The following is a 21,958-nucleotide window of genomic DNA, read 5'->3' as shown; positions in this document are numbered from 1 at the left end:
TTGCCCACAGCGGCTGCCGCCCCGCAATCGGCGGCGTCCGACGGCCGCACGCCCCTGTCCGGGCTTTCACCCGGACAGGATGCGCGGGACCATCACTCGGCCGCCCGGCGGTACTTGCGGACCGCGAGCGTACGGAAGATCAGGAGGATCAGGACCGAGTAGATCAGTGAGGCCCACACCGGGTGCTGCATGGGCCAGGCGTCCGACTGGGACTGACCGGGGTTGGCGAAGAGCACCCGGCAGGCCTGCGCGGTGGCGCTGAAGGGGTTCCACTCGGCGATGTGGCGCAGCCACGGGGTCATGTGGCTGGTGTCCACGAACGCGTTCGAGATGAACGTGACCGGGAACAGCCAGATCAGCCCGCTGGACGTGGCCGCCTCCGGGGTGCGCACGGACATGCCGATCAGGGCGCCGATCCAGGTGAAGGCGTAACCGAGCAGGAGCAGCAGTCCGAAGGCGCCGAGGACCTTGCCCACGTTGGTGTCGCCGTTCGACCCGACGCGCCAGCCGACCAGCAGGGCGACCACGGCGAGGACGACGAGGGTCAGCGCCGTCTGCACCAGGTCGGCGAGGGTCCGCCCGGTGAGCACCGCGCCGCGCGCCATGGGCAGGGAGCGGAAGCGGTCGATGAGGCCCTTGTGCATGTCGTCGGCGATGCCCGCGCCGGAGCTGGCGGTGGCGAAGGTGACGGTCTGCGCGAAGATGCCGGCCATCAGGAAGTTCTTGTAGTCGGTGGCGCTGGTGCTGCCGCCGATCTGCATGGAACCGCCGAATACGTAGGTGAAGAGCACCACGAACATGATGGGCTGGATCAGCCCATAAATGATCATTTCGGGAATCCGCGACATACGGATCAGATTGCGTTTCGCGACCACCATCGAGTCCCGGAAGGACTGGATGACGGGGTTGGCGGTCGGTGCGACCCGCAGGGCGTCGGCGACGGCGCTCACTTGGTGGCCTCCTCGGGCTTCTCCTCGGCCGCATGGCCGGTCAGGGACAGGAACACGTCGTCGAGGGTGGGCCGGCGCAGTCCGATGTCGTCGATCTCGATGCCGCGGCCGTCCAGCTCGCGGATGACCTCGGCCAGCAGCTTCGCGCCGCCGGTGACGGGCACGGTGAGCTTGCGGGTGTGCTCCTCCACGGTGGTGTCGCCCTTGCCGAAGCCGCGCAGCACCTCGGAGGCGGCGGCGACGTCCTCGCGGTCGTGCACCACGACCTCGACGCGCTCGCCACCGGTGCGGGCCTTGAGCTGGTCGGAGGTGCCGCGGGCGATGACCCGGCCGTGGTCGACCACCGCTATCTCGTGCGCCAGATGGTCGGCCTCCTCCAGGTACTGGGTGGTCAGCAGCAGGGTCGTACCGCCGGAGACCAGTTGCTTGATGACCTCCCACAACTGCTGGCGGTTGCGGGGGTCGAGGCCGGTCGTCGGCTCGTCCATGAACATCACCGGCGGGGAGACGACGAGCGCCGCCGCCAGGTCGAGCCGGCGGCGCATGCCTCCGGAGTAGGTCTTCGCGGGCCGGTCGGCGGCGTCGGCGAGGTTGAACTGCTCCAGCAGCTCCTGCGCCCGGTCCTTCGCCGCCCTGGCCCGCATCTGGTACAGCCGGCCGACCATCTGGAGGTTCTCGCGGCCGGTCAGGTACTCGTCGACCGCGGCGAACTGACCGGACAGGCCGATCGAGCGGCGCACCTCGTTGGGATGCCTGAGCACGTCGATGCCCGCGACGACGGCCTTGCCGCTGTCGGGTCGGAGCAGGGTGGTCAGACAGCGGACGGTGGTGGTCTTGCCCGCGCCGTTCGGCCCGAGCAGTCCGAGCACCGTGCCCTCGGGGACATCGAGGTCGACGCCGTCCAGAGCCCTTACGTCACCGAAGGTCTTCACCAGACCTTCGGCGTAGATGGCGCCTGGCATGTGAGTCTCCACGTCATCGGGGATGGGTCAGGGTCGAAAAGCCTAGGTTCGCAGGCCTTGACCTTGGTGCGCCTGGGATTTTCGGGCCTGCGGGTGTGTCACGGCGACACCGACGCCGTCCATGCCGGTGGAGCGCGAATGGCATGGGTGGCGCGGACTGCCACGACGTGTGCGACACACCATAACGCGATGTATCGCGTCTCTCAACGGTTTTTCCGAACGGGTGACGAAGAGGGTGCTGACCTCGGTGTTCCGCTGCCCGACGCTCAGTCGATGACCGTGTAACCCGCGTCGCGCAGGGCCTGACCGACCTCGGCGCAGTGCTCCGGGCCCTTCGTCTCCAGGTGCAGCTCCACCTCCGCCTCCGTGAGCCCGAGCCGTGGGTCGGTCCGTACGTGGCTCACATCGAGGACGTTAGCGTCGACCACTGACAACACCCCGAGCAGCGTGGCGAGCGCCCCCGGCCGGTCGGTCAGACGCAGGCGAACGGCCAGGTAGCGGCCCTGCGCGGCCATGCCGTGCCGCAGCACGCGCTGCAGCAGAACCGGATCCACGTTGCCGCCGGACAGCACCGCCACCACCGGGCCCGCGATACCGCCGCCATCGCCCAGCAGCGCGGCCACCGGGCTCGCCCCGGCCGGCTCGACGACCAGCTTGGCCCGCTCCAGGCACAGCAGCAGCGCCGCGGACAGCTCGTCCTCGCTGACCGTGCGCACCTCGTCGACCAGCTCGTCGATGATCCCGAACGGCACGTCGCCCGGCCGCCCCACCCTGATGCCGTCGGCCATCGTCGCCGGGTTCTCGATCGCCACCGGGTGCCCCGCCGCCAGCGACGGCGGGTACGCCGCCGAGCCCACCGCCTGCACCCCGACGATCCGCACGTCCGGGCGCAGCGACTTCACCGCCACCGCGATGCCGGCCGCGAGCCCGCCACCGCCGATGCCGACGACGATCGTGCGCACCTCGGGGCACTGCTCCAGGATCTCCAGCCCCACCGTCCCCTGGCCCGCGATGACGTCCGGGTGGTCGAAGGGGTGGATGAACACCGCGCCGGTCTGGGCCGCGTACTCCTGTGCCGCGGCCAGCGTCTCGTCGACCACCTGACCGTGCATGCGCACGTCGGCGCCGTAGTCCCGGGTCGCGCTGATCTTCGGCAGCGGGGCGCCCTTCGGCATGAACACCGTGGCGTGCACCCCGAGCAGCGACGACGCCAGTGCGACACCCTGCGCGTGGTTGCCGGCGCTCGCCGCCACCACACCGGCGGCGCGCTCCTCGGGCAGCAGCCCGGCGATCCTGATGTAGGCACCGCGCAGCTTGAACGAGCCCGTCCGCTGGAGGTTCTCGCACTTGAGGTGGACCGGCGCGCCCACCAGCTGGGACAGGTGCCTGCTGGTCTCCATCGCGGTCACCCGCGCCACCCCCGAGAGCATCTTCTGGGCGCCCCGCACGTCGTCGAGGGTGACGGGAGGGAAGGAGACAGCCGTGCCATAGCTCATGAGCCAAGTCTCGCAGTTCACGAGCACGACGGGCCGGTGTGACCAACGTCTGGGACCGGTTTGCTCAGCGCCGGTACGACCTGCGGCCCGGCCGCGTACCCTGTCCCCCAACCCAGCAGCCCTTCAGAAGTGAGCCTCCGGCCATGCCCACAACACCTGAAATGTCGATGGACATGACGACCGTCGGTGACACCGGTCTTCTCGACACCCTCCAGCACGAGGTGGCCCTGTTCGCCCGCCGTGCGGAACAGACCCGGCTCGGCGGGGTCGGGCAGGTGCGCAACTCCATGGACCGTGCAGCGTATCTGCTGCTCAACCGGCTCGACCGGGAGGGCCCGATGGGCGTCAAGGCACTCGCCGCGAGCATGGGCATCGACTCCTCGACCGTCACCCGGCAGGTGGCGCCGCTCGTCGACACCGGGCTCGTCAAGCGCACCTCGCATCCCGAGGACGGGCGGGCCGTGGTGCTGCAGTTGTCCCCGCGCGGAGTGTCGCGGCTGGAGGAGGTGCGCTCCTCCAGGCGCCAGCTGATGGCGGAGCTCACCCACGACTGGGCGCCGGAGGAGCGGGAGACCTTCTGCGCGCTCCTGACCCGCTTCAACCACGCCCTCTCGGCCCGCCAGGCCACCCAGGGCGGCGGGCCGGCGCCGGAGGCGGGGGCAGGGGCGGTGTCGGGCACGGGGACCGGAGCGGAGACGGCGCCGGCGTCCTGAGTCCTGAGCTCCCCGCTGTCCCGAGCGTGACGACGCCCCACGGACTCCCGGATGTCCCGAGCGTGACGACGCCCCACGAACTCCCGGATGTCCCGAGCGTGACGAGGCCATGCGCTCCCGGATGTCCCGGGCCGTGACGGCGTCCTGAGCCCCGTCGGCGGGCCGCGTTCCGCCGATCGTCCCGTCGGCATGGGCGCGCGGCTCTTGACTCACGGGCCGCTGCTGGCCTGGTATGAGACCGGGTCCTTGTCGCACACGGTTCCGCATCCCGTACGGCGGACGGGTCCCGCTTCTTCAGGATCGCCCCTGGCGGGAGGCGCGGTGCAGGAACGGCAGGCGTCCCAAGGCGTTCGCCGGGCCCGGGAGTTCGAGGCGTTCGTCGCGGGCGCGGCCGGGCGGCTGCTGCATGCCGCGACACTGCTCACCGCGGAGGCCCCGGACGACAACCCGCGCGCGTGTCGCCTGCTGACCCTGTCCCTCGCGCAGACGTACGCGTGCTGGGACCGGCTGGGCGGAGAGGACCCCTACGCGTGCGCCCGCCAGCACATGGCCGCCCGCTTCGCCCGTGAGGCGTGGCACCAGCACGGCCTGGGCCGCGGCCGGCCCCGGCCCCCCGGCACCCTGGCCGCCCTCACCCCTCAGGAACGCCTCGTCCTCGTCCTCAGGTTGTACGAGGGGGTCGCCGAGGAGCAGGCGGCGGCACTGCTCGGCCTGCCCCCGGAACGCGTGCGCGTCATCTGCGACCGCGCGATCACCCTGCTCACCCGCCCGCCCGCGCGCCCCGTCCCGGCGGTGCGCGACCCGGAGGTGGCCCGGTCGTAGCGGCGCGCAGAGTCGGGGCGGCACACGAAGACCCAGAAAACGGACGGGCGGCGGCCAGTCAGGGGAGGCGGACGTGAACCGGGTGGAACGTGAGGCGGCCGTGCGGCGGCTCCTGGAGCAGACCCCGCCGCAGGTTCCGGCGGAGCTGTACGCCGACGTGGTCCGCCGCGGCGGCCGCCTGCTGCGCCGCCGGACGCTCGCCCGGCGCGCGATGTGGCTGCTGCTGTTCGCCGCGGTGGTCGCGTTCACCGTGTGGGCGCTGACGGTACGGCCCTGGGTGGAGCCGCCGTCGCAGACGACTCCACCGGTGAGCGACTGGTGAGGGCCACGGCGGCCGCCCCTGAAGGAGCTGCCGCCGGCCCGGCGGACCGCTGGGGAGGGCCTGGCCGTGGCGGCCTGGCGGTGGAGACCTGGCCGTGGCGGCCTGGCGGTGGAGACCTGGCGGCAGGGCCTCAGCGGCCGAGGGACTGCTGCAGGTCCTCCAGCAGGTCGTCGACGTTCTCGATGCCGACGGACAGGCGGACCAGGTCGGCCGGGACCTCCAGGGCGGAGCCCGCCGCCGAGGCGTGCGTCATGCGACCGGGGTGCTCGATCAGGGACTCGACGCCGCCCAGGGACTCGCCGAGAGTGAAGACCTTGGCGCGGTTGCAGACCTCGACGGCAGCCTCCTCGCCGCCCTCGACCTGGAAGGAGACCATGCCGCCGAACGCCTTCATCTGCTTGGCGGCGACCTCGTGACCGGGGTGGTCGGGCAGACCCGGGTACAGCACCCGCGTCACGCGCGCGTGCCGGGACAGCATGTCGGCGATCTTCGCGGCGTTCTCGCTGTGCCGGTCCATGCGCACCGCGAGCGTCTTGGTGCCGCGCAGCACCAGCCAGGAGTCGAAGGGTCCGGCGACGCCGCCCATGGCGTTCTGGTGGTACGCCAGCTCGTCGCCGAGCCCGGCGTCACTGACGATCAGCGCACCGCCGACGACGTCCGAGTGGCCGCCCATGTACTTGGTCAGCGAGTGCACGACGACGTCCGCGCCGAGCGCGAGCGGCTGCTGCAGATACGGCGTGGCGAACGTGTTGTCGACGACGAGCCTGGCGCCGGCGTCCCGGGCGACCTGGGCGACGGCGGCGATGTCGGTGATGCCGAGCAGCGGGTTGGAGGGGGTCTCCACCCACACCACCTTCGTCTTCGGGGTGATCGCGGCCCGTACGGCGGCCGGGTCGCTGGTGTCGGCCACCGACCACTCCACACCCCAGCGGGAGACGACCTTGGCGAACAGGCGGAACGTGCCGCCGTACGCGTCGTTCGGGATGACCACGTGATCGCCCGGGCTGAGCAGCGTACGCAACAGGCAGTCCTCGGCCGCCAGTCCGGACGCGAACGCGAGCCCGCGGCGACCGCCCTCCAGGGCGGCGAGGTTCTCTTCCAGGGCGGTCCTGGTCGGATTGGCGCTGCGGCTGTACTCGTAGCCACCGCGCAGACCGCCGACGCCGTCCTGCTTGTAGGTCGAGACCTGGTAGATCGGCGGGACGACCGCGCCGGTGAGGGGATCGGCGGTGTTGCCCGCATGGATCGCGAGGGTCTCGAAGTGCTGACTGATGTGCCTGTCGCTCATGGGGCCGAGGGTAGTGCGCCCGCGGGGCTGGTGGCGGACAGCCGGGCAGCGGAGCGTGGCGGCACGCGGCGGCGGGGCCCGGGCGGGCGGAGAGGAGCCGGGAACGCGGGAGTTTTCCACAGACCATTTCCACAGGCCCGGGGCACGGGTTGGCCAATTGTCGGCGCGGTCTGGTTCGCTTGAGACATGGAGATTCTCTGGGTCCTGGTGGCGCTGGTCATGCTGGGCTTCGTGCTGCTTCCGTTCCTCAGGCGCAGGCGTGGCGTCATCGAGCAGGTGCCGCCCGGGCATCCGGACGCCGCGGACCCGGCGAACTACGGGTTCGTGCCGCAGGAGGAGCTCGACGTGCGCATGCCGGGCCCCGACCAGGACCTGCTGGACGTGCTGGACCTGGTGCAGCGCACGCAGGACTACCGCGCGGCCGCCCAACTCCTCGCGGGTACGGAGACGGAGGGCGAGCTGCGCTGGCAGCGGGTGCAGGCCTTCGCCGGTGCCGCGGCGCTCGAGCTGCGGCACCGGCCGGGCGGGGTCCACGAGGTGCCCGGCGGGCAGTGGCTGCGGGTGTGGCGGGCCGAGCAGCCCAAGGACCCCGGTGGTGCGGCGGTGCACGCCGAGTTCCTGGTGCAGCAGGCATGGCGGACGGCGACGCCGGGGACGGACGAGTTCCGGATCATCATGGAGGAGGCCCGGGAGATGTGCGGGCAGGCCGCCCTGCTCGCGCCGGGCGACCCGGTCCCGTACATCGTCGAGCTGTCGGTGGCGCGCGGACTGGCCTACTCCCAGCCGGAGTTCGAGAAGCTGTGGCTGAAGATCCTGGACCGCGCGCCGGTCCACATGGGCGCGCACCTGGCGGCGCTGCACTACTGGTGCGAGAAGTGGCACGGCTCGCGGAAGCTGGCGATGGCCTTCGCCGAGGCGGCGGCGGCCCGCGCGCCGCAGGGCTCGCTGCTGGCGGCGCTGCCCCTGTTCGCGGTCTTCGAGCACCTGCCCGAGGTGAACCTGGTCAGCACCTTCTACCAGAGCGAGGTCGTGACCAAGGCGGTGCACGGCGCGCTGCACGCGGTCCACTCGGCCCCCTCCGGCGACCCGGTCGTGGCACATGTCCGCCATCTGCTGATCTTCTTCCTGGTGCGCTCCGAGCGCTGGGCGGAGGCCATGAACCAGCTCATAGGCGTCGACGGCCACGTGGGCGCGCTGCCCTGGACCCTGTCCGAGGACCCGGCGGCGGAGTTCGCGGTCTACCGTGCCCTGGCGGTGGCGGGCTACGAGGCGAACGGCGGCAGCCCGGCGACGCTGCCGCACTGAGGCGCCGGCGCGGAACGCGTGACGGGCCGCCGGCCGGAATTCACCGGCGCCCCCACATGTTGAAGATCGGACCCCCGGTTGGAGACCGCATGTTCCTGCACAGCCGTACGCCGCAACTGCCGAGCCCCGAGCAGGCTCTGCGCGGCCGCCCGGAGCCGGCGTTCACGGCCTGACCGCCACACGGTCCTCGGCAACCCGCTGCTCGGCCCCCGCCCGGGCCGCCACCGCCGAGGCCTCCCGAGCCGCCTACCCGCAGGTCCTCACCGCCGCCGGCCACGGCACGATCAGCACAGAGATCCTCCCCTCCACCGACCGCCCCTTCTACCCGGCGGAGGCCTACCACCAGCAGTACCTCGACAAGAACCCACCGGGTTACTGCGGGCTGGGCGGGACGGGGGTCAAACTGAGTACCCCCTTCGAAACGAACTGGGGAGCGTCCTGCCCGACGGGCATCGCTCCGGCGCCGGAGGTCACGGACAAGTAGGGGGTGGTGCGGCAGATACTGAAGCGGGCGCCGTGGCACCGGCAATGCGCATGCACGATGCCGCGGCCGGTGCTCTCCGTCGCAGCGAACGGCAGTCGAAAATCAGTGGCCGCCTGAAACGGCTGACTCCACGCTGTACCACGCGCCCACGAGACATGACCGCTGACCACGGACGAAGACGCTGCCACAAGGACCGGGCTCTTAAAGCTCGTTGGACAGTTCCGTGAGTCCCGGACATCGAGCGATCAGGCGCGGGCGACGCCCTGACGTGCACCGCTCGGGCTCGCGGAGCAGCGACCATTCAGCCCGCCCGGGCCGCCGCGAGGTGGGCGTCCACGGCGACGACGCCGTCGACGCCCTGGCACAGGCCCACGACCACCGGGACAAGACGCGGTTCCGGGACGTGGCCCCGCAGGGTAACGGCACCGTCCCGGACCTCGGCCACAACGCTGCCCTCTTCCAGACCGAGGATGCGCCCCAGGACGTCCCGCTCGACCTCACCGCGGATGTCGACGTCGGAGCGGATGAAGGCGTTCAGCAGGTCGCTACGGCTGACGATGCCGGTCAGGAGCCCGTGGTCGCCGACAACCGGCAGTTGCTTGACGTGCCGCCTGCGAAGTTCCCGCGCGGCCCGGGGGATCGTCCAATCGGCACGGGCGGTGAAGACAGGGCTGCTCATGAGCGCGCCCGCGGTCCGGGCCCGAGCCTTGCCCCACGCGCGCTCGTCGTTCCCTTCCTGCCCCTGCGGATCGGGCATGCCGGTCTCGTGCCGCAGTACGTCGGACGCGGACACGACACCGATGGGGGTGCCCTCGTCATCGATGACCGGGGCCGCAGCGATGTCGTTCGCGTCCAGGAGGGAGGCGATCTCGTGGAACGGTGTGTCGGGGCTGAGGGTGATGACTTCTTCGGTCATCACGTCACCGACCGTACGGCGGTGCAGCATGGCATCGGCCTCCTCCGCTTCACGACGGCGCGGCGCCCGGCCTTCGCGACCGCTCGTCCACGCCCGTCTCCCTACCCATGACAACACCACGCCGCTCCGACGACCAGTGACGTTCGACCTGGCGGGGAAGGCCAGCGGTCCCACGGCGGCGTCCAGCGAGCCGATCACCGCGTGGCCGACTCGCTCCGTCGAGCGCCGAGCATCCGACAGCGTGGTGTCGTCCGCCAGGCTGCCCGCCGCGCCGGGTGAGCGACAGGTCACGTAGCATCACGGGCTCGCGGGGACGGGGGTCAAGCCAAGTGCCCCGTCCGGAGCGAACTGAGGGAGCGCCCTGTCCGACGGGCATCGCCCCGGCGCCGGACGTCCCGTGAGGTCTCCCCGGAGCGGCCCCGACGGTCCTCTGGTCGGGTTCAAGGCCGGCCGACGCGCAGGGGGCGCATCATTTCGTTGTCCTCGTGTTCCAGGATGTGGCAGTGCCACATGTACCGGCCGGCCTGACCGAAGCGCACCTTGACCCGGGTTACCTCCTGAGGATAGGCGAGCACCGTGTCCTTGAAACCGCGCTCCCACGCCTCCGGGGGACGACGACCTCCGGCGGGGAGCATTTGCCGGTCGACGACCTGGAACTGCACTTCGTGGATGTGAATGGGGTGGGCGTCCTTGGTCAGGTTGTGGATCTCCCAGATCTCCGTTGATCCCACGGCAGGGTTCTCCGTGATGGGATCCGCCCATCCCAGCAGCTTCGGTTTGTCGTTCGGACCGATGACGCCGAGGAGCGCTTCGCGGGGGCTCACGCCCGGCACACGCGCCGAGGCCACCTCGCCGAGACTGACCCGCCGGGTACGGTCCGCGGCGCCGAGGGGTTCGAAAGGCGGCAGTGTGAGCCGCGCCGGGGGCGTCGTGGTGTCCGCCGCGACGAGCGGTCTGACCACGAACTTCATGACCTGCCCGGTGGTCTTCGTGTTCGCCGCGGGAAAGCCGGCGCCGACCGTTCCCCCTGCGAACACGACGTCCGGCCCCTCGTTGATCAGGTACAGCTCCGTGCCGACCAGGGCCGAGGAGAAGTCGACGATGACGTCGGCACGTTCAGCGGGCGCGAGCAGCAGTTGGTCGCGCTGCACGGGTGCGGGCAGAAAGCCTCCGTCGCTTCCGATCTGCCAGAGGGCAAGTTTTGCCGGCACAGGCCTGTGGCCCAACGGATCAGCGACAATCTTGAGGATCAGGCTGCGTGCGTTGCAGCCGTTGAGGAACCTGAATCGATAGCGGCGCGGCTCCACCGTCAGCACCGGCCAGGTCCTGCCGTTGGTGACCATCACGTTGCCGAGATACTCCGGGTTCCAGATCGGCGGGATGTCGCTGCCGGGCGAGTAAGGGCCCTTGAAGCCGTCGAAGGACGCCCGGCTCGCCGGGTAGAAAAGGGTCCCGTCGGTGCGGAACGAGCGGTCCTGGATGACGATGGGGATCTCGTAGTAGCGCGTGCCCGGCGGATCACCGAGCCTCGGCGCGGGCCCTGGCAGAATGCCCTCCCCCAGGTCCGACGGTCCGCCGCGCAGCAGGTAGAAGCCCGACATTCCGGCGTACACGTTCAGGCGGGTGATGCCCAGGGCGTGGTCGTGGAACCACAAAGTGGCGGCCCGGTTCAGGTTGGCGTAGTGGAAGACGGCCTCGCCGGGGGCCCAGGACTGGCCGAACTTCGCTTCGGACTTCGTCGCGAACTCTTCGTAGAAGGATCCGACTCGGGCGTAACCACGGGGGGTGTTCCGCGCATCGGGCAGGTACCAGGCCTCGGCGTAGCCGTCGCTCTCCTCCGTGTTCGCCCCGCCGTGCAGGTGGGTGACGATGGGCACCGGCCCGTGGTACGGCCCGGGTGTCGAGGGGAAGGTGGGCCGGGAGTCCCGCCACCTGGCCCCGCCCGGTGGGTTCGCCCAGTGCAGTGTGGGATCGACGGGCAGCAGATGCGGCAGATAGCGGCCGTCTGTGTCGACCAGTTGGTTGACCCATGTGACCTGGACTGTCCGCCCGTACCTGGCTTCAATGGTGAAGGCAGGATAGTGGAACGTTTCGGGACGCCCGGTCGAGCCGTATCCGAACACCGTTGTGGCCGGCATTCCCGGGGGGAGCACCTGCTGACGGAACTGGCGGACCCCGATCGTGTAGATGTCCCGGTCGGCCCCGCTGTCCAACGGCATGACGGGGGGTATCACAAGTTCGGCCGCGTACTTCGGTATCGCCGCTGCATCAAGGGGGCCTGCTTCCGTCGGCGAAACCCGCGGTCTCGCCGTGCCGGGGACGGAGAAGAGTGACGCTCCGCCCGCCAAAGCCGCATGAAGAACGATCCGTCTGCTGATCACTGGGCTTCTCACCTCGGCTCAGGTCAGTGGGACACGGCACCTGCGGCCTGGGGGCTGGGACCTCGGCGGGCCCAGCCTCGTACGCGGCCGGCTACCGGTTACCGACGATCGTCGCAGCACCCCGGTGGATACGCATGACGTCCACTGGCCGCCGCGGAACGCGCAGGTGCCGCGCGGTTACGGCCTTGTCGGCCACTGGGCGAACGAGCCCGCGGGCGACGGAAGCCCCGATGGGACGCCCCGCGCTGGTCCACCAGAGTGATGCCGCGGCCCAGCGTCTCGCTCTGCGGCCCGCCGAAACGTGCCCCCCGTCGGGTTACTGCGGTCTGGGCGGGACGGGTGTGTCCTGCCCGATCCGTGTGGCGCCGGCCGAGGGCTGACAGCTCCGGGGGGGATTCAGAACCTACGCGCGCAGGGTGCGCGACGAGCAGCTGCCCCTCGTTCGACGGCACACCGCCCTCAGATGTGCCGTCGGGCACTACTGCCCGCTCGGTTTCGACGCGACCTGGGCTTACCTTGCCGCGACCGCCTGCCCCTCCCCTGATCTGCGCACGGATCCGGCGGCCATGCTCCGCGGGCTGGACACTCTGGAAGCCGGCCGCGCGGTCCGGCTCACGGAGGTGCGGGCCCTCGCCGAGCGCCGCTCTGTGGAAAAGGCGGCCGGCCGACGAACCCCTCGGCCTGTCGACACGGCATTCCCGCGCGGACTCTCCTGGCCCAGTGACACAGCACCCTCGCATCTGGGACTCATCGCCGCTGCGGCCGACCGCCACGAGTCGTTCAAACGCTACCCGTTCCCCGACGAGACGCTCTGCGACCACAGCCGGGCACAACAACTCGCCGAACTGCACGCCCGCCTCGACGCCTGCGCCGGGTCCTGTCTCACGGACCTCGGACAGATGGACCGCCCGACTCAACGAGCCCTGACCGACACCGTGAGCGGAATCCACCGCCTCATCAACCCCGGCTGCACCCCTTTGAACACCTACCTGCTGGTGTGGCCGCGTTTCGCCGCCCTCCTCACGTACGCGGCAGAGACGCGCCTTGACCGTTGAGTGTTGGCACCACCAATACCGCGACAAGAACCCAGCGGGTTACTGCGGTCCGGGTGGGATGGGGGTCAAGCTGAGTGACGCGTTCGAAACGAACTGGGAGGCATCCGGCATCCTGCCCGACGGGGGTCGTGCCGGCACCGGAAGCCACAGATCGGTGGACCGTCCTACGGACCGGGCGGCCGTGGCGTCGCCCACCGCACGCGCGACCGCCCGGAACAGCACGCGTCACCCCCGCGTCAACAGCAACCGAGGTCGTACCCTCATGTGGTCCGAGGGGACGACCTCGGTCGCTGTATCGCTTCTCCCTCACTCGTTCGAGCGGTGGAAAAGCGCCCATGCCCGATACGCTGAGGCGCGGGATCAGAATCGTGCCCATGGGAGCAGCCATGACCACCTCCGCCGCTGGGCAACCGCTCATCCCCCAGCCCCCCGCCACGGTCACCGCACTGCGGCAGGCCATCCGTCAGATCGCGCCTGCCGCGCTACCGGCCTTCACCCGGGAACTGGACCAGGCCGCCGATCAGTCCCGGCAGAGCTCGGATTTGGCACCGCTCCAGCGGTTCATCGCCCAATGGGCCGTCTACGTCCACATCCAACGCCAGCCCCACCTGGCAGCGGACCTCCGCCGCTGGGAAGACACCGCCGAGTCGGGCGACGCCCTCCAGGCACGGCAAGCCGCCTCCGAGATCGGGCGGATCCTGGACGAAGCCCACGCGGCCATCGGCCTGTCGGCCCGGTGAGCACGGAGTGGCGCTGGGAGTACGACCCCGACCACGCCCACGTGGCGGGCGGCATCCCCGCTCAGGTGGTGGCGGAAGTAGAGCGTCTGGCCGGCCAACTCGTCGACCTTGCCAGTACCGGCATCGACGTCAGCGACCTCGGCAACGGCCCCCGTCCGGGCGGCCTGCGCCGCATGGACGCCGCCGGAGGCTGGTTCTACTTCCTCGTGGCACCGCGGGACCCACTGATCATCATCGTCCGCATCGTGCCCCCGTTCGACGCGCTGTGGCAATTGCCCGTCGTCGTTTCCGCACGCCAGGAGCTGCCTGGGCCGAAGGCCTCGTCGGGACCTGGGTGCCGTGTCCCATCGGCGTCGCGCCGGCAGGCTCAGAGCAGGGCGTCCAGAGTGATCGGCAGGTCGCGGATGCGCTTTCCGGTGGCGTGGTGGACGGCGTTGGCGATGGCGGCCGCGATGCCGACCAGGCCGACCTCGCCTACGCCCTTGGTGCCGGTGGCGGTGGCGCGGTCGGGTTCGCCGACGAAGACCACGTCCAGGTCGGGGATGTCGGAGTTGACCGCGACCAGGTAGTCGGCGAACGTGCCGTTGGCGATGCGCCCGGTGCGCGGGTCGGTGGCCGTGTCCTCGAGCAGGGCCATGCCGATGCCGCCGACCGTGCCGCCGATGATCTGGCTTCTCGCCGTCTTCTCGTTGAGGATGCGGCCGCCGTCGATCACGGAGACCACCCGCGTGACCCGGATGAGTCCGAGGTCGGCGTCGACCCTGACCTCGACGAACTTCGCGCCGTACGCGCCGGCCAGGGACATGCCCAGCTCGGTGGGGACCGGCGGTGTGCTGTTGCCGTTCGCGGTGAGTTCCGTCAGTTCGTGCCGGGCCAGGATGTCGGCGTAGGGCTCGCCCAGGTCGGGGCGGCCCGTGGGGTGGATCCGCCCGTCGGTGCACTCCATGTCGTCCGGGGAGAAGCCTCGCAGGGGCGAGTCGGCGTCGTCGCGTGCGAGTTCCGCGAACTGGCGCAGCAGTCGGCGGCAGGCGTCGTGCACGGCGTTGCCCAGCGCGCCGGTGAGGCCTGAGCCGCCCGCCATCATCGAGTGGGGCATGTCGGAGTCGCCCAGGTCGAAGCGGACCTGGTCCAGGGACAGCCCGAGTTCCTCGGCGGCCAGTTGGGCCATCACGGTGTACGTGCCGGTGCCGATGTCGGTGGCCGCGCTGCGTACCACTGCGCTGCCGTCCCTGCGGACGGTGGCCTGCGCCGCGCAGGGCTGCGCGAAGTAGGGGAAGAGCGCGCCCGCCATGCCGTAGCCGACGAGCCAGTTGCCGTCGCGCATGGAGCGCGGCTCTGGGTTCCGTTCGGACCAGCCGAAGCGCCGCGCGCCGACCTCGTAGCACTCCAGGAGTGCCTTGCCCGACCAGGGCAGCCCGTTGCGCGGATCGACGTCGGCGTGGTTGCGCCGCCGCAGCTCCAGGGGGTCCATGCGCAGGTTGCAGGCCAGTTCGTCGAGCGCCGACTCCAGCGCGAAGTTGCCCTGTGCCTCGGCCGGGGCGCGCATGGATGTCGGAACGGCGATGTTGAGCCGGGCCTGCCGGTCCTGGGTGGTCACGTCGGGGCAGCGGTAGGCGAAGGAGGTCGCCCAGGTGAAGGGCTCGTAGTCGTTGTCCTCCATGCTCAGGGAGCTGAGGCTGCGGTGGTCCAGGGCGACCAGCTCGCCGTCGCGGGTGGCGCCGACGCTCAGCCACTGCACCCCGCTGGGCCGGTGCCCGATGGAGGTGAACATCTGCGGGCGGGTCAGCACCAGCTTGACCGGCCGATTGACCATCCGGGCGGCCATGGCGGTGAGGATCACATGCGGCCACACGCGCAGCCCGGCGCCGAAGCCGCCGCCGACGTAGGGCACCAGGACCCGTACGGAGCTCTCGGGAATGCCGAAGGCCATGGCGAGCGTGGTGCGCACCATCGACGGCCACTGGCTGGTGTCGTGCACGGTGAGGGCGTCGCCCTCCCAGGCGGCCAGGGTGGCGAACAGGCCGAGCGGGTTGTTGGTGTTGTCGGCGGTGGTGTAGGTGGCCTGGAGGGTCACCTCGGCGGACTTCAGTGCCGCGGCGGCGTCGCCGCGCGAGGTGTCCGTCCCCCACGGGTCGACGAGTTGTTCGGCCCGCGGGTCCTGGAGGTCCAGCAGCGGCTCCGTGGCCTCGTAGTCGGCCCGCACCAGGCGCGCCGCGGCGGTGGCCTGCTCGGGGGTGTCGGCCACCACGAAGGCGATGTGCTGCCCGTGGTGGAGGATCCGGTCGTCGCGCAGGGGTGACGGCGGCGACGCTCCGAGCACCGTGGCCGGCCCCGTGCCGACCTTCGGGGCGTTCTCGTGGGTGAGGACGGTGATCACGCCGGGGGCGGCCTCGGCGGCCTCGGTGTGCATGCGGACGATCCGGCCCGCGGCGACGGTGGACTGCACCAGGGCGCCGTAGGCCTGGCCGGGGACGCTGAAGTCCATCGGGTACGGGGCGGTGCCGGTGACCTTGCGCGGGCCGTCGACGCGGTTGACGCCCGCGCCGATCCGCGTCCTGCTCTCCACGGTGCTCATGCGGTCACTCCTGAGACGGTCTGCAGCTCGCGCACCAGGGTGCGCCGGGCGAGCGGCACCTTGAACGCCGTTCCGGGGACGGTCCAGGCGTCGCGCATGGTCGCTTCGGCCGCCTCCGTGAACGTCGCCGTCGTGGCGGGCGCGCCGGTCAGCAGGTGTTCGGCCGCGTGGGCCCGCCACGGTTTCGTCCCTACGCCGCCCAGGGCGATGCGGGCCTCGAGGATCGTGCCGCCGTCCAGGACGAGCTGCACCGCGGCCGAGGTCAGGGCGAACTCGTACGACGTCCGGTCGCGGACCTTGAGGTAGCCCGACCGGGCGGCCGGCGGCGGCAACGGGATCTCGACGCCGGTGATCAGCTCGGCGTGCTCCAGGACGGTCTCGCGCTCGGGGCTGACGTCCGCCGTCAGGTAGAACTCGGTCAGCGGCACGGTGCGGGACCCGCTGGGCCCCTGGATGTGCACGATCGCGTCGAGCGCCACCAGGGCGACGGCGAGGTCGGAGGCGTGGAGCGCGATGCACCGCTCGCTCGCGCCGAGCACGGCGTGCATGCGCGCCGCTCCCTGGACCGCGGCGCAGCCGGAGCCCGGCGCGCGCTTGTTGCACTCGGGGACCGTGGGGTCGCGGAAGTAGCGGCATCGGGTGCGCTGGAGCAGGTTGCCGCCGATGGTGGCCATGTTCCGCAGCTGTACCGACGCCCCCAGCAGCAGGGACTCGCGCACCATGGGCAGCCGCTCGGCCACCGTGGCGTCGGCGGCCAGTTCCTCCATGGTCACCAGCGCACCCACGTGCAGGGACTCGTCACGGTGTTCGATGCCGTGCAGGGGGAGCCGGGTGATGTCGATCAGCCGCGGCGGCTGAAGGACCCCGTCCTTCATCAGGTCGAGCTGTGTCGTGCCGCCCGCGAGGCAGGACGCCTCCGGGTCGTCCGCCAGCAGGCGCACCGCCTCGCGGGTGTCGGTGGCCCGGACGTAGTCAAAGGCGCGCATCGTGTCCTCCCCGGGCGGCCGCCTCGCGGATCGCCGCCACGATGTTGGGGTAGGCACCGCACCGGCACAGGTTTCCGCTCATGAACTCCCGGATCTCCTCGTCCGAGCCGGTCCGGCCCTCGGCCATGAGTGCCATCGCGGACATGATCTGCCCGGGCGTGCAGAAGCCGCACTGGAAGCCGTCGTGCTCCATGAACGCCTGCTGCACCGGGTGGGGGCGGCCGTCGGTGCCGAAGACGCCCTCGATGGTGGTGACGTCCCGGCCCTCGGCCTGGGCCGCCAGAGTGAGGCAGGCCAGCACTCTGCGACCGTCCAGGTGGACCGTGCACGCGCCGCAGGCGCCCTGGTCGCAGCCCTTCTTCGTGCCCGTCAGGCCCAGCCGGTCGCGCAGCGCGTCCAGCAGCGTGACCCGGGTGTCCAGGCGCAGGGTGTGCGGGCGGCCGTTCACCGTCAGTGTCACGACCCGTTCGATGACCGCGGGACGGTCGTCCGTGTCCCGTCTGCTCATATTTGTCACTCTGGTCACGATATAGCCGTCATACACGCCTCGGCATGCGGTGTGGTCACGAAGAGCCCCGCAAGGCGCCGCCGCGCTCTTGTCGCGGCCGGTCGCAGGCGGTTCACTGATCGCGGCTCACACCCCCCACAGGAGAACGCCCGTCCCACCCATCCGAAGGGTCTTCTCTTGATCAAGCGACGTGCCACCACCATGGCCCGCATCACCGCCGTCGCCGCGGCCGCCTGTGCCGCCGTGCTCGCGACCGCGCTGCCCTCGTCCGCGATCAACTCCTACAACGCGAGCCCCGCGCCGGAGCGCACCGAGGTCGGCGCCCTCGTCGCCACCTGGGACGACGACGGCGACCCGGCGACCCCGGACCGCGTCGACTGGGTCTGCTCCGGCACCATGATCGACGGGAACACCTTCCTGACCGCGGCCCACTGCACCACGGACTGGCCGGCCGACGTGCGGTTCTACGTCTCGCTGGACCAGAACGTCCAGGCCGGGCTCGACGCCGCCGCCACGAAGTACCCGGGCGATCCGGCCGCGCAGGCGGGCGCCGTCGGCGTCGAGGGCGCCGCCCACACCGACCCCGCCTACCCCGGCCCCTCCTCCGACCCGCACGACATCGCGGTGATCGAGCTGCCCGCGCAGAAGATGAAGGCGCGCTGGAGCTTCACGCCCGCCACCCTCCCGACCGCCGGCCAGTTCGGCGCGCTCGGCCCGCAGGGGCTGGGGGCCCTCGACTGGTTCGTCGCCGGGTACGGCACCCAGGAAGCCGTCAACGGTCCGGGCGGGCAGACCCATCCCGGCGGAGGCGTGCGCATGAAGGCACCCGTCACCTTCGACGCCCTCAACAACGCCTGGATACGGCTGGCCATGACCGCACCTCAGGGCAACGGCGGTGCCTGCTACGGCGATTCGGGCGGGCCCAACTTCGCGGTCGTCGGCGGCAGGAACATCCTCGCCGCGACCACGATCACCGGTGACACACCGTGCTACGCCACCAACGTGACCTACCGTCTCGACACCCCGGCAGCCCGCGCCTTCCTGTCCCCCTTCGTCAAGCTGCCCTGACGGTCCGGACCGGCCGTGGTGTCGACGAGGACCACGGCCGGTCCCCGGACGGTCCGCGCGGCGTCGCCGAGGGCCGCGCCGAGGTCCTCCGGGTGCCGGGCGTGCGGCATGAGCGCGGCCGGGGAGGTCACGGTGACGAGTCCGGGACCATGACCGAGGTCAGCTGCACGGAGACGTAGAACGCGAACCGTCTGCCCGCCGCGGCCCTGCCCGCGGTCACCGCCGTCAGCGGTTCCATGGCTCCCCCGGCAGATCCGGATCCGACGGATTCCGGCCGCCGTGAACGCCGGACCCCACTTCTCCGAGCCCGCGGCCCCGGTAGCGGCTGACGGGACCGGCGGCCATGGCCCCGGGGGGAACCGGTGGGCCACGGCCGGCCCGCGACGGCCGAGGGCGGCGTGGTGTCGTCGCCGCGCCCGTTCAGATCGTCACCGGTCGATTCAGATCGTCGCCGTGTCGATGACGAACCGGTAGCGGACATCGCTGGCGATCACCCGCTCGTACGCCTCGTTGATCTGGTCGGCGCTGATCAGTTCGATCTCCGAGCCGATGCCGTGCCGGGCGCAGAAGTCCAGCATCTCCTGGGTCTCCGCGATGCCGCCGATCATGGAACCGGCGAGGGTCTTGCCGCCGCCGATGACCGAGAAGAGGTTCAGGGAGATCGGCTCCTCCGGCGCACCCACGTTCACCAGGGCGCCCTGGCTCTTCAGCAGGGACAGGTAGGCGTTGAAGTCCAGCGGCGCCGACACCGTCGAGACGATCAGGTCGAAGGTGCCGGCCAGCTCCTCGAAGGTCTTCGGGTCGCTGGTGGCGTAGTAGTGGTCGGCGCCCAGCCGCAGCCCGTCCTCCTTCTTGCGCAGGGACTGCGACAGCACGGTCACCTCGGCGCCCAGCGCGTGCGCGATCTTCACGCCCATGTGGCCGAGGCCGCCCATGCCGAGGATCGCGACCTTCTTGCCGGGGGCGGCGCCCCAGCGCTTGAGCGGGGAATACAGGGTGATGCCGGCGCACAGCAGCGGCGCGGCGACGTCCAGCGAGAGGCCGTCGGGGATGCGGACGACGAAGTTCTCGTCGACGACGATCTTCTGCGAGTAGCCGCCGTAGGTGGGCTCGCCGTCCTTGCCGACGGCGTTGTACGTGCCGACCATGCCGCCGCCGGTGCAGTACTGCTCCTGGCCGGCCCTGCAGTTGTCGCACTCGCGGCAGGAGTCGACCATGCAGCCGACGCCCACGTGGTCGCCGACCTTGTACTTCGTGACGCCGGAGCCGACCTCGGCGACGACGCCGGCGATCTCGTGGCCGGGGACCATCGGGAAGATGGCCTCGCCCCAGCCCTCGCGGGCCTGGTGGATGTCCGAGTGGCAGATGCCGGCGAACTTGATGTCGATCAGGACGTCGTACGCACCGACCGCCCGGCGCTCGATGCTGGTCCGCTCCAGCGGAGCCTTGGGGGCGGGCGCGGCGTACGCGGCAACAGGGGTGGTCATGCCGGGGTTCTCCTCGGGGTTGTGCGTGTCCGGCCGCCTTCCGGCCGGACACGTTCTCCAGGGTGCCGGGCCGGAGAGTGTTCGCCCAGGTCACAGCTCTGCCTACGTTCGGCGTTCCTACTACTGGCGGGGTCAGGCTGCGGTACGTACGACCACGGATACTGGAGACATGGACGAACAGCCGGACAGCACGACCGCCTCCGCCGCGGGTGCCGGTGCGGACGCCCGTGCCGGGCTGGACCGGCGGGCCGAGCTCAGCGAGTTCCTGCGCACCCGGCGCGCCCGGCTGCAGCCGGAGGACGTCGGGCTGCCGCACTACGGCCGTCACCGCCGGGTGCCGGGGCTGCGCCGCGAGGAGCTGGCCCAGCTGGCCGGGGTGTCGGTGGCGTACTACACGCGTCTGGAGCAGGGCAACGGGCAGGGCGTGTCCGCGGAGGTTCTCGACTCCATCGCCCGCGCGCTGCGCCTCACCGACGCCGAGCACGCCCACCTGACCCATCTGGCCAAGCCCAAGCACAAGAAGAAGCAGGCCGCACCGACCCAGCAGGTGCGGTCCTCGCTGCGGCAGCTGCTGGACACGCTGGACGCGGTCCCGGCGTACGTCGTGGGGCGGCGCGCCGAGCTGCTGGCGTGGAACCGGATGGCGGCGGCGGTCTTCGGCGACTGGTCCCAGATGCCGGCGCAGGAGCGCAACTGGGCGCGGATGGTCTTTCTGAAGCCCGAGTACCGGGACCTGTACCTCGACTGGGAGCAGAAGGCGATCGACGTCGTGTGCGGGCTGCGCATGGAGGCCGGCTGCTATCCGGAGGATCCCCGGCTGTCCGCGCTGGTGGGTGAGCTGTCGGTGAAGAGCGAGGACTTCCGGCGGCTGTGGGCCGCCCACGACGTCAAGGAGAAGAGCCACGGCGTCAAGCGCCTGCGCCACCCCTTGGCCGGCGAAATGGATCTGCGCTACGAGTCGTTCAAGCTCGCGGACGACGCCGACCAGTCCATGGTCCTCTACCACGCCGAGCCGGGCTCCCCGTCGGCGGAGGCGCTGCGACTGCTGGCCAGCTGGGGCGCGGACGCCACCAGGGCGGGGACCGGGAGCTAGCGGCCCCGACCTGTCCCGACCGCCCCGACCGGCCCCGGCAGGCGGTGTCCGCCTGCCGGGGTACCGGCCGGGTCGGTGTGGGTCACGCCCGTGCGTTGTCCTTGACGGTGATGCGGCCCTTGCGGATGGTCGCCACGCGCGGGGCCTTCCTCGCGAGCGCGGAGTCGTGGGTGACCATGACGAACGTCAGCCCGTGCTCCTTCCACATGCGTTCGAGTACGTCCATGATCTCGTCGCGGGTCGACTCGTCCAGGTTGCCGGTGGGTTCGTCGGCGAGCAGCACCTTGGGCTGCTTGACCAGGGCGCGGGCAATCGCGACGCGCTGCTGCTGGCCGCCGGACATCTCGCCGGGCAGATGGCCGAGCCGTTCGCCGAGCCCCACCGACCTCAGTGCCTCGGCGGCACGTTCGCGCCGGTCCCTGGCCTTGATCCCGAGGGGTACGAGGGCGGTCTCCACGTTCTCCTGCGCGGTCAGCGTCGGGATGAGGTTGAAGGACTGGAAGACGAAGCCGATGTTCTCGCTGCGCACCTTGGTGAGCCGGGCCTCGGGCAGCCGGGCCATGTCGGTGCCGTCGAGCACGACCTGGCCGGAGGTGGGCCGGTCCAGGCCGCCGAGCATCTGCAGCAGGGTGGACTTGCCGCCGCCGGTGGGGCCCTGGATGACCAGCCGGTCGCCGTCGGGGATGGTCAGGTCGACGCCGTCGAGGGCGAGGACGATCTCCTTGCCGCGGGTGTAGCGCTTGGTGACGCCGGTGAGTTCGTACATGGTGTGGCAACTCCTGGGGTGCGTGACGGGGTGGGGCGGCG

19 protein-coding genes and 2 pseudogenes are annotated in these 21,958 nt (G+C 71.2%); 10 read left to right on the top strand and 11 right to left on the bottom strand.

The genetic code is table 11. The annotated features are described in order from the left end of the window. Positions 1-92: 92 nt before the first annotated feature. The 3 genes from R2S09_RS07855 to ilvA form a co-directional block, all read right to left on the bottom strand. Positions 93-950 (bottom strand): ABC transporter permease, encoded by an 858-nt coding sequence (locus R2S09_RS07855; RefSeq protein WP_306186144.1) that lies wholly within the window; start codon positions 948-950, stop codon positions 93-95. Continuing rightward, on the bottom strand, positions 947-1,912 hold the full coding sequence (locus tag R2S09_RS07850) for an ATP-binding cassette domain-containing protein (protein WP_316740237.1): 966 nt from the start codon (positions 1,910-1,912) through the stop codon (positions 947-949). Before R2S09_RS07850 ends, R2S09_RS07855 begins: the two co-directional genes overlap by 4 nt. Positions 1,913-2,178: 266 nt before the next feature. Then, entirely contained in the window at positions 2,179-3,408 is a 1,230-nt protein-coding gene (gene ilvA / locus R2S09_RS07845) for a threonine ammonia-lyase (RefSeq protein WP_306186147.1), read from the bottom strand. Between the two features lie 161 nt (positions 3,409-3,569). On the opposite strand from ilvA, the gene R2S09_RS07840 reads away from it, so the two are divergent. The 3 genes from R2S09_RS07840 (at position 3,570) to R2S09_RS07830 (ending at position 5,265) form a co-directional block, all read left to right on the top strand. Beyond that, on the top strand, positions 3,570-4,121 hold the full coding sequence (locus tag R2S09_RS07840) for a MarR family winged helix-turn-helix transcriptional regulator (protein WP_372337669.1): 552 nt from the start codon (positions 3,570-3,572) through the stop codon (positions 4,119-4,121). A gap of 321 nt (positions 4,122-4,442) precedes the next feature. Continuing rightward, positions 4,443-4,943 (top strand): sigma factor-like helix-turn-helix DNA-binding protein, encoded by a 501-nt coding sequence (locus R2S09_RS07835; protein ID WP_306186151.1) that lies wholly within the window; start codon positions 4,443-4,445, stop codon positions 4,941-4,943. A gap of 73 nt (positions 4,944-5,016) precedes the next feature. Then, positions 5,017-5,265, top strand: a complete 249-nt coding sequence (locus R2S09_RS07830) for a hypothetical protein (protein WP_306186152.1) — start codon at positions 5,017-5,019, stop codon at positions 5,263-5,265. Between the two features lie 130 nt (positions 5,266-5,395). On the opposite strand, the gene R2S09_RS07825 is transcribed toward R2S09_RS07830, so the two are convergent. Beyond that, positions 5,396-6,553: a cystathionine gamma-synthase gene (locus R2S09_RS07825; RefSeq protein ID WP_306186153.1), complete on the bottom strand. Its 1,158-nt coding sequence runs from the start codon at positions 6,551-6,553 to the stop codon at positions 5,396-5,398. A gap of 186 nt (positions 6,554-6,739) precedes the next feature. On the opposite strand from R2S09_RS07825, the gene R2S09_RS07820 reads away from it, so the two are divergent. After that, a complete protein-coding gene (locus R2S09_RS07820; RefSeq protein WP_316740236.1) occupies positions 6,740-7,858 on the top strand; it encodes a hypothetical protein in 1,119 nt (372 codons plus the stop codon). Positions 7,859-8,066: 208 nt separating this feature from the next. Then, a pseudogene (locus R2S09_RS07815) lies at positions 8,067-8,342 on the top strand (peptide-methionine (S)-S-oxide reductase); the annotation flags it as partial. Positions 8,343-8,643: 301 nt separating this feature from the next. Here the strand turns inward: R2S09_RS07815 and R2S09_RS07810 are convergent. Further along, positions 8,644-9,288 (bottom strand): CBS domain-containing protein, encoded by a 645-nt coding sequence (locus tag R2S09_RS07810; protein ID WP_306186157.1) that lies wholly within the window; start codon positions 9,286-9,288, stop codon positions 8,644-8,646. 410 nt (positions 9,289-9,698) lie between these two features. Then, positions 9,699-11,477, bottom strand: a complete 1,779-nt coding sequence (locus R2S09_RS07805; RefSeq protein WP_316740235.1) for a multicopper oxidase — start codon at positions 11,475-11,477, stop codon at positions 9,699-9,701. Between the two features lie 578 nt (positions 11,478-12,055). Here R2S09_RS07805 and R2S09_RS07800 point away from each other — a divergent pair. The 3 genes and pseudogenes from R2S09_RS07800 to R2S09_RS07790 form a co-directional block, all read left to right on the top strand. Next, on the top strand, positions 12,056-12,694 hold the full coding sequence (locus R2S09_RS07800; RefSeq protein WP_306186160.1) for a hypothetical protein: 639 nt from the start codon (positions 12,056-12,058) through the stop codon (positions 12,692-12,694). A gap of 386 nt (positions 12,695-13,080) precedes the next feature. After that, the gene (locus R2S09_RS07795) at positions 13,081-13,434 is read left to right on the top strand and encodes a DUF6247 family protein (protein ID WP_316740339.1); all 354 of its coding nucleotides are present in this window, start codon (positions 13,081-13,083) and stop codon (positions 13,432-13,434) included. After that, a pseudogene (locus tag R2S09_RS07790) lies at positions 13,431-13,700 on the top strand (hypothetical protein); the annotation flags it as partial. The gene R2S09_RS07795 and the pseudogene R2S09_RS07790, both read left to right, overlap by 4 nt. A 101-nt stretch (positions 13,701-13,801) precedes the next feature. Here the strand turns inward: R2S09_RS07790 and R2S09_RS07785 are convergent. The 3 genes from R2S09_RS07785 to R2S09_RS07775 are packed head-to-tail and all read right to left on the bottom strand — an operon-like array spanning position 13,802 to position 17,503. Further along, positions 13,802-16,009 carry a xanthine dehydrogenase family protein molybdopterin-binding subunit gene (locus R2S09_RS07785; RefSeq protein ID WP_316740234.1) on the bottom strand — a complete coding sequence of 736 codons (2,208 nt, stop codon included), beginning with the start codon at positions 16,007-16,009 and terminating at the stop codon, positions 13,802-13,804. Beyond that, entirely contained in the window at positions 16,006-16,995 is a 990-nt protein-coding gene (locus R2S09_RS07780; RefSeq protein WP_316740233.1) for a xanthine dehydrogenase family protein subunit M, read from the bottom strand. Before R2S09_RS07780 ends, R2S09_RS07785 begins: the two co-directional genes overlap by 4 nt. Beyond that, positions 16,982-17,503 carry a (2Fe-2S)-binding protein gene (locus R2S09_RS07775; protein WP_306186164.1) on the bottom strand — a complete coding sequence of 174 codons (522 nt, stop codon included), beginning with the start codon at positions 17,501-17,503 and terminating at the stop codon, positions 16,982-16,984. The genes R2S09_RS07780 and R2S09_RS07775 overlap by 14 nt, the downstream gene beginning before the upstream one ends. A gap of 177 nt (positions 17,504-17,680) precedes the next feature. Between R2S09_RS07775 and R2S09_RS07770 the strand changes: the two genes are divergently transcribed. Continuing rightward, the gene (locus R2S09_RS07770; RefSeq protein WP_316740232.1) at positions 17,681-18,571 is read left to right on the top strand and encodes a trypsin-like serine protease; all 891 of its coding nucleotides are present in this window, start codon (positions 17,681-17,683) and stop codon (positions 18,569-18,571) included. 440 nt (positions 18,572-19,011) lie between these two features. On the opposite strand, the gene R2S09_RS07765 is transcribed toward R2S09_RS07770, so the two are convergent. Next, the gene (locus R2S09_RS07765) at positions 19,012-20,058 is read right to left on the bottom strand and encodes an NAD(P)-dependent alcohol dehydrogenase (RefSeq protein WP_306186166.1); all 1,047 of its coding nucleotides are present in this window, start codon (positions 20,056-20,058) and stop codon (positions 19,012-19,014) included. A 169-nt stretch (positions 20,059-20,227) separates the two neighbouring features. Between R2S09_RS07765 and R2S09_RS07760 the strand changes: the two genes are divergently transcribed. Next, on the top strand, positions 20,228-21,151 hold the full coding sequence (locus R2S09_RS07760; protein WP_316740231.1) for a helix-turn-helix transcriptional regulator: 924 nt from the start codon (positions 20,228-20,230) through the stop codon (positions 21,149-21,151). An 82-nt stretch (positions 21,152-21,233) separates the two neighbouring features. Here R2S09_RS07760 and R2S09_RS07755 read toward each other — a convergent pair whose 3' ends face one another. Next, on the bottom strand, positions 21,234-21,917 hold the full coding sequence (locus tag R2S09_RS07755) for an ABC transporter ATP-binding protein (RefSeq protein ID WP_306186170.1): 684 nt from the start codon (positions 21,915-21,917) through the stop codon (positions 21,234-21,236). Positions 21,918-21,958 lie beyond the last annotated feature (41 nt).

Origin of the sequence: Streptomyces sp. MK7 (assembly GCF_032658145.1) — a bacterium.
Taxonomy (GTDB): Bacteria; Actinomycetota; Actinomycetes; order Streptomycetales; family Streptomycetaceae; genus Streptomyces; species Streptomyces spiralis.
Note: the sequence above shows the minus strand (reverse complement) of the source record. Positions and strands in the feature narration are given on the sequence as shown.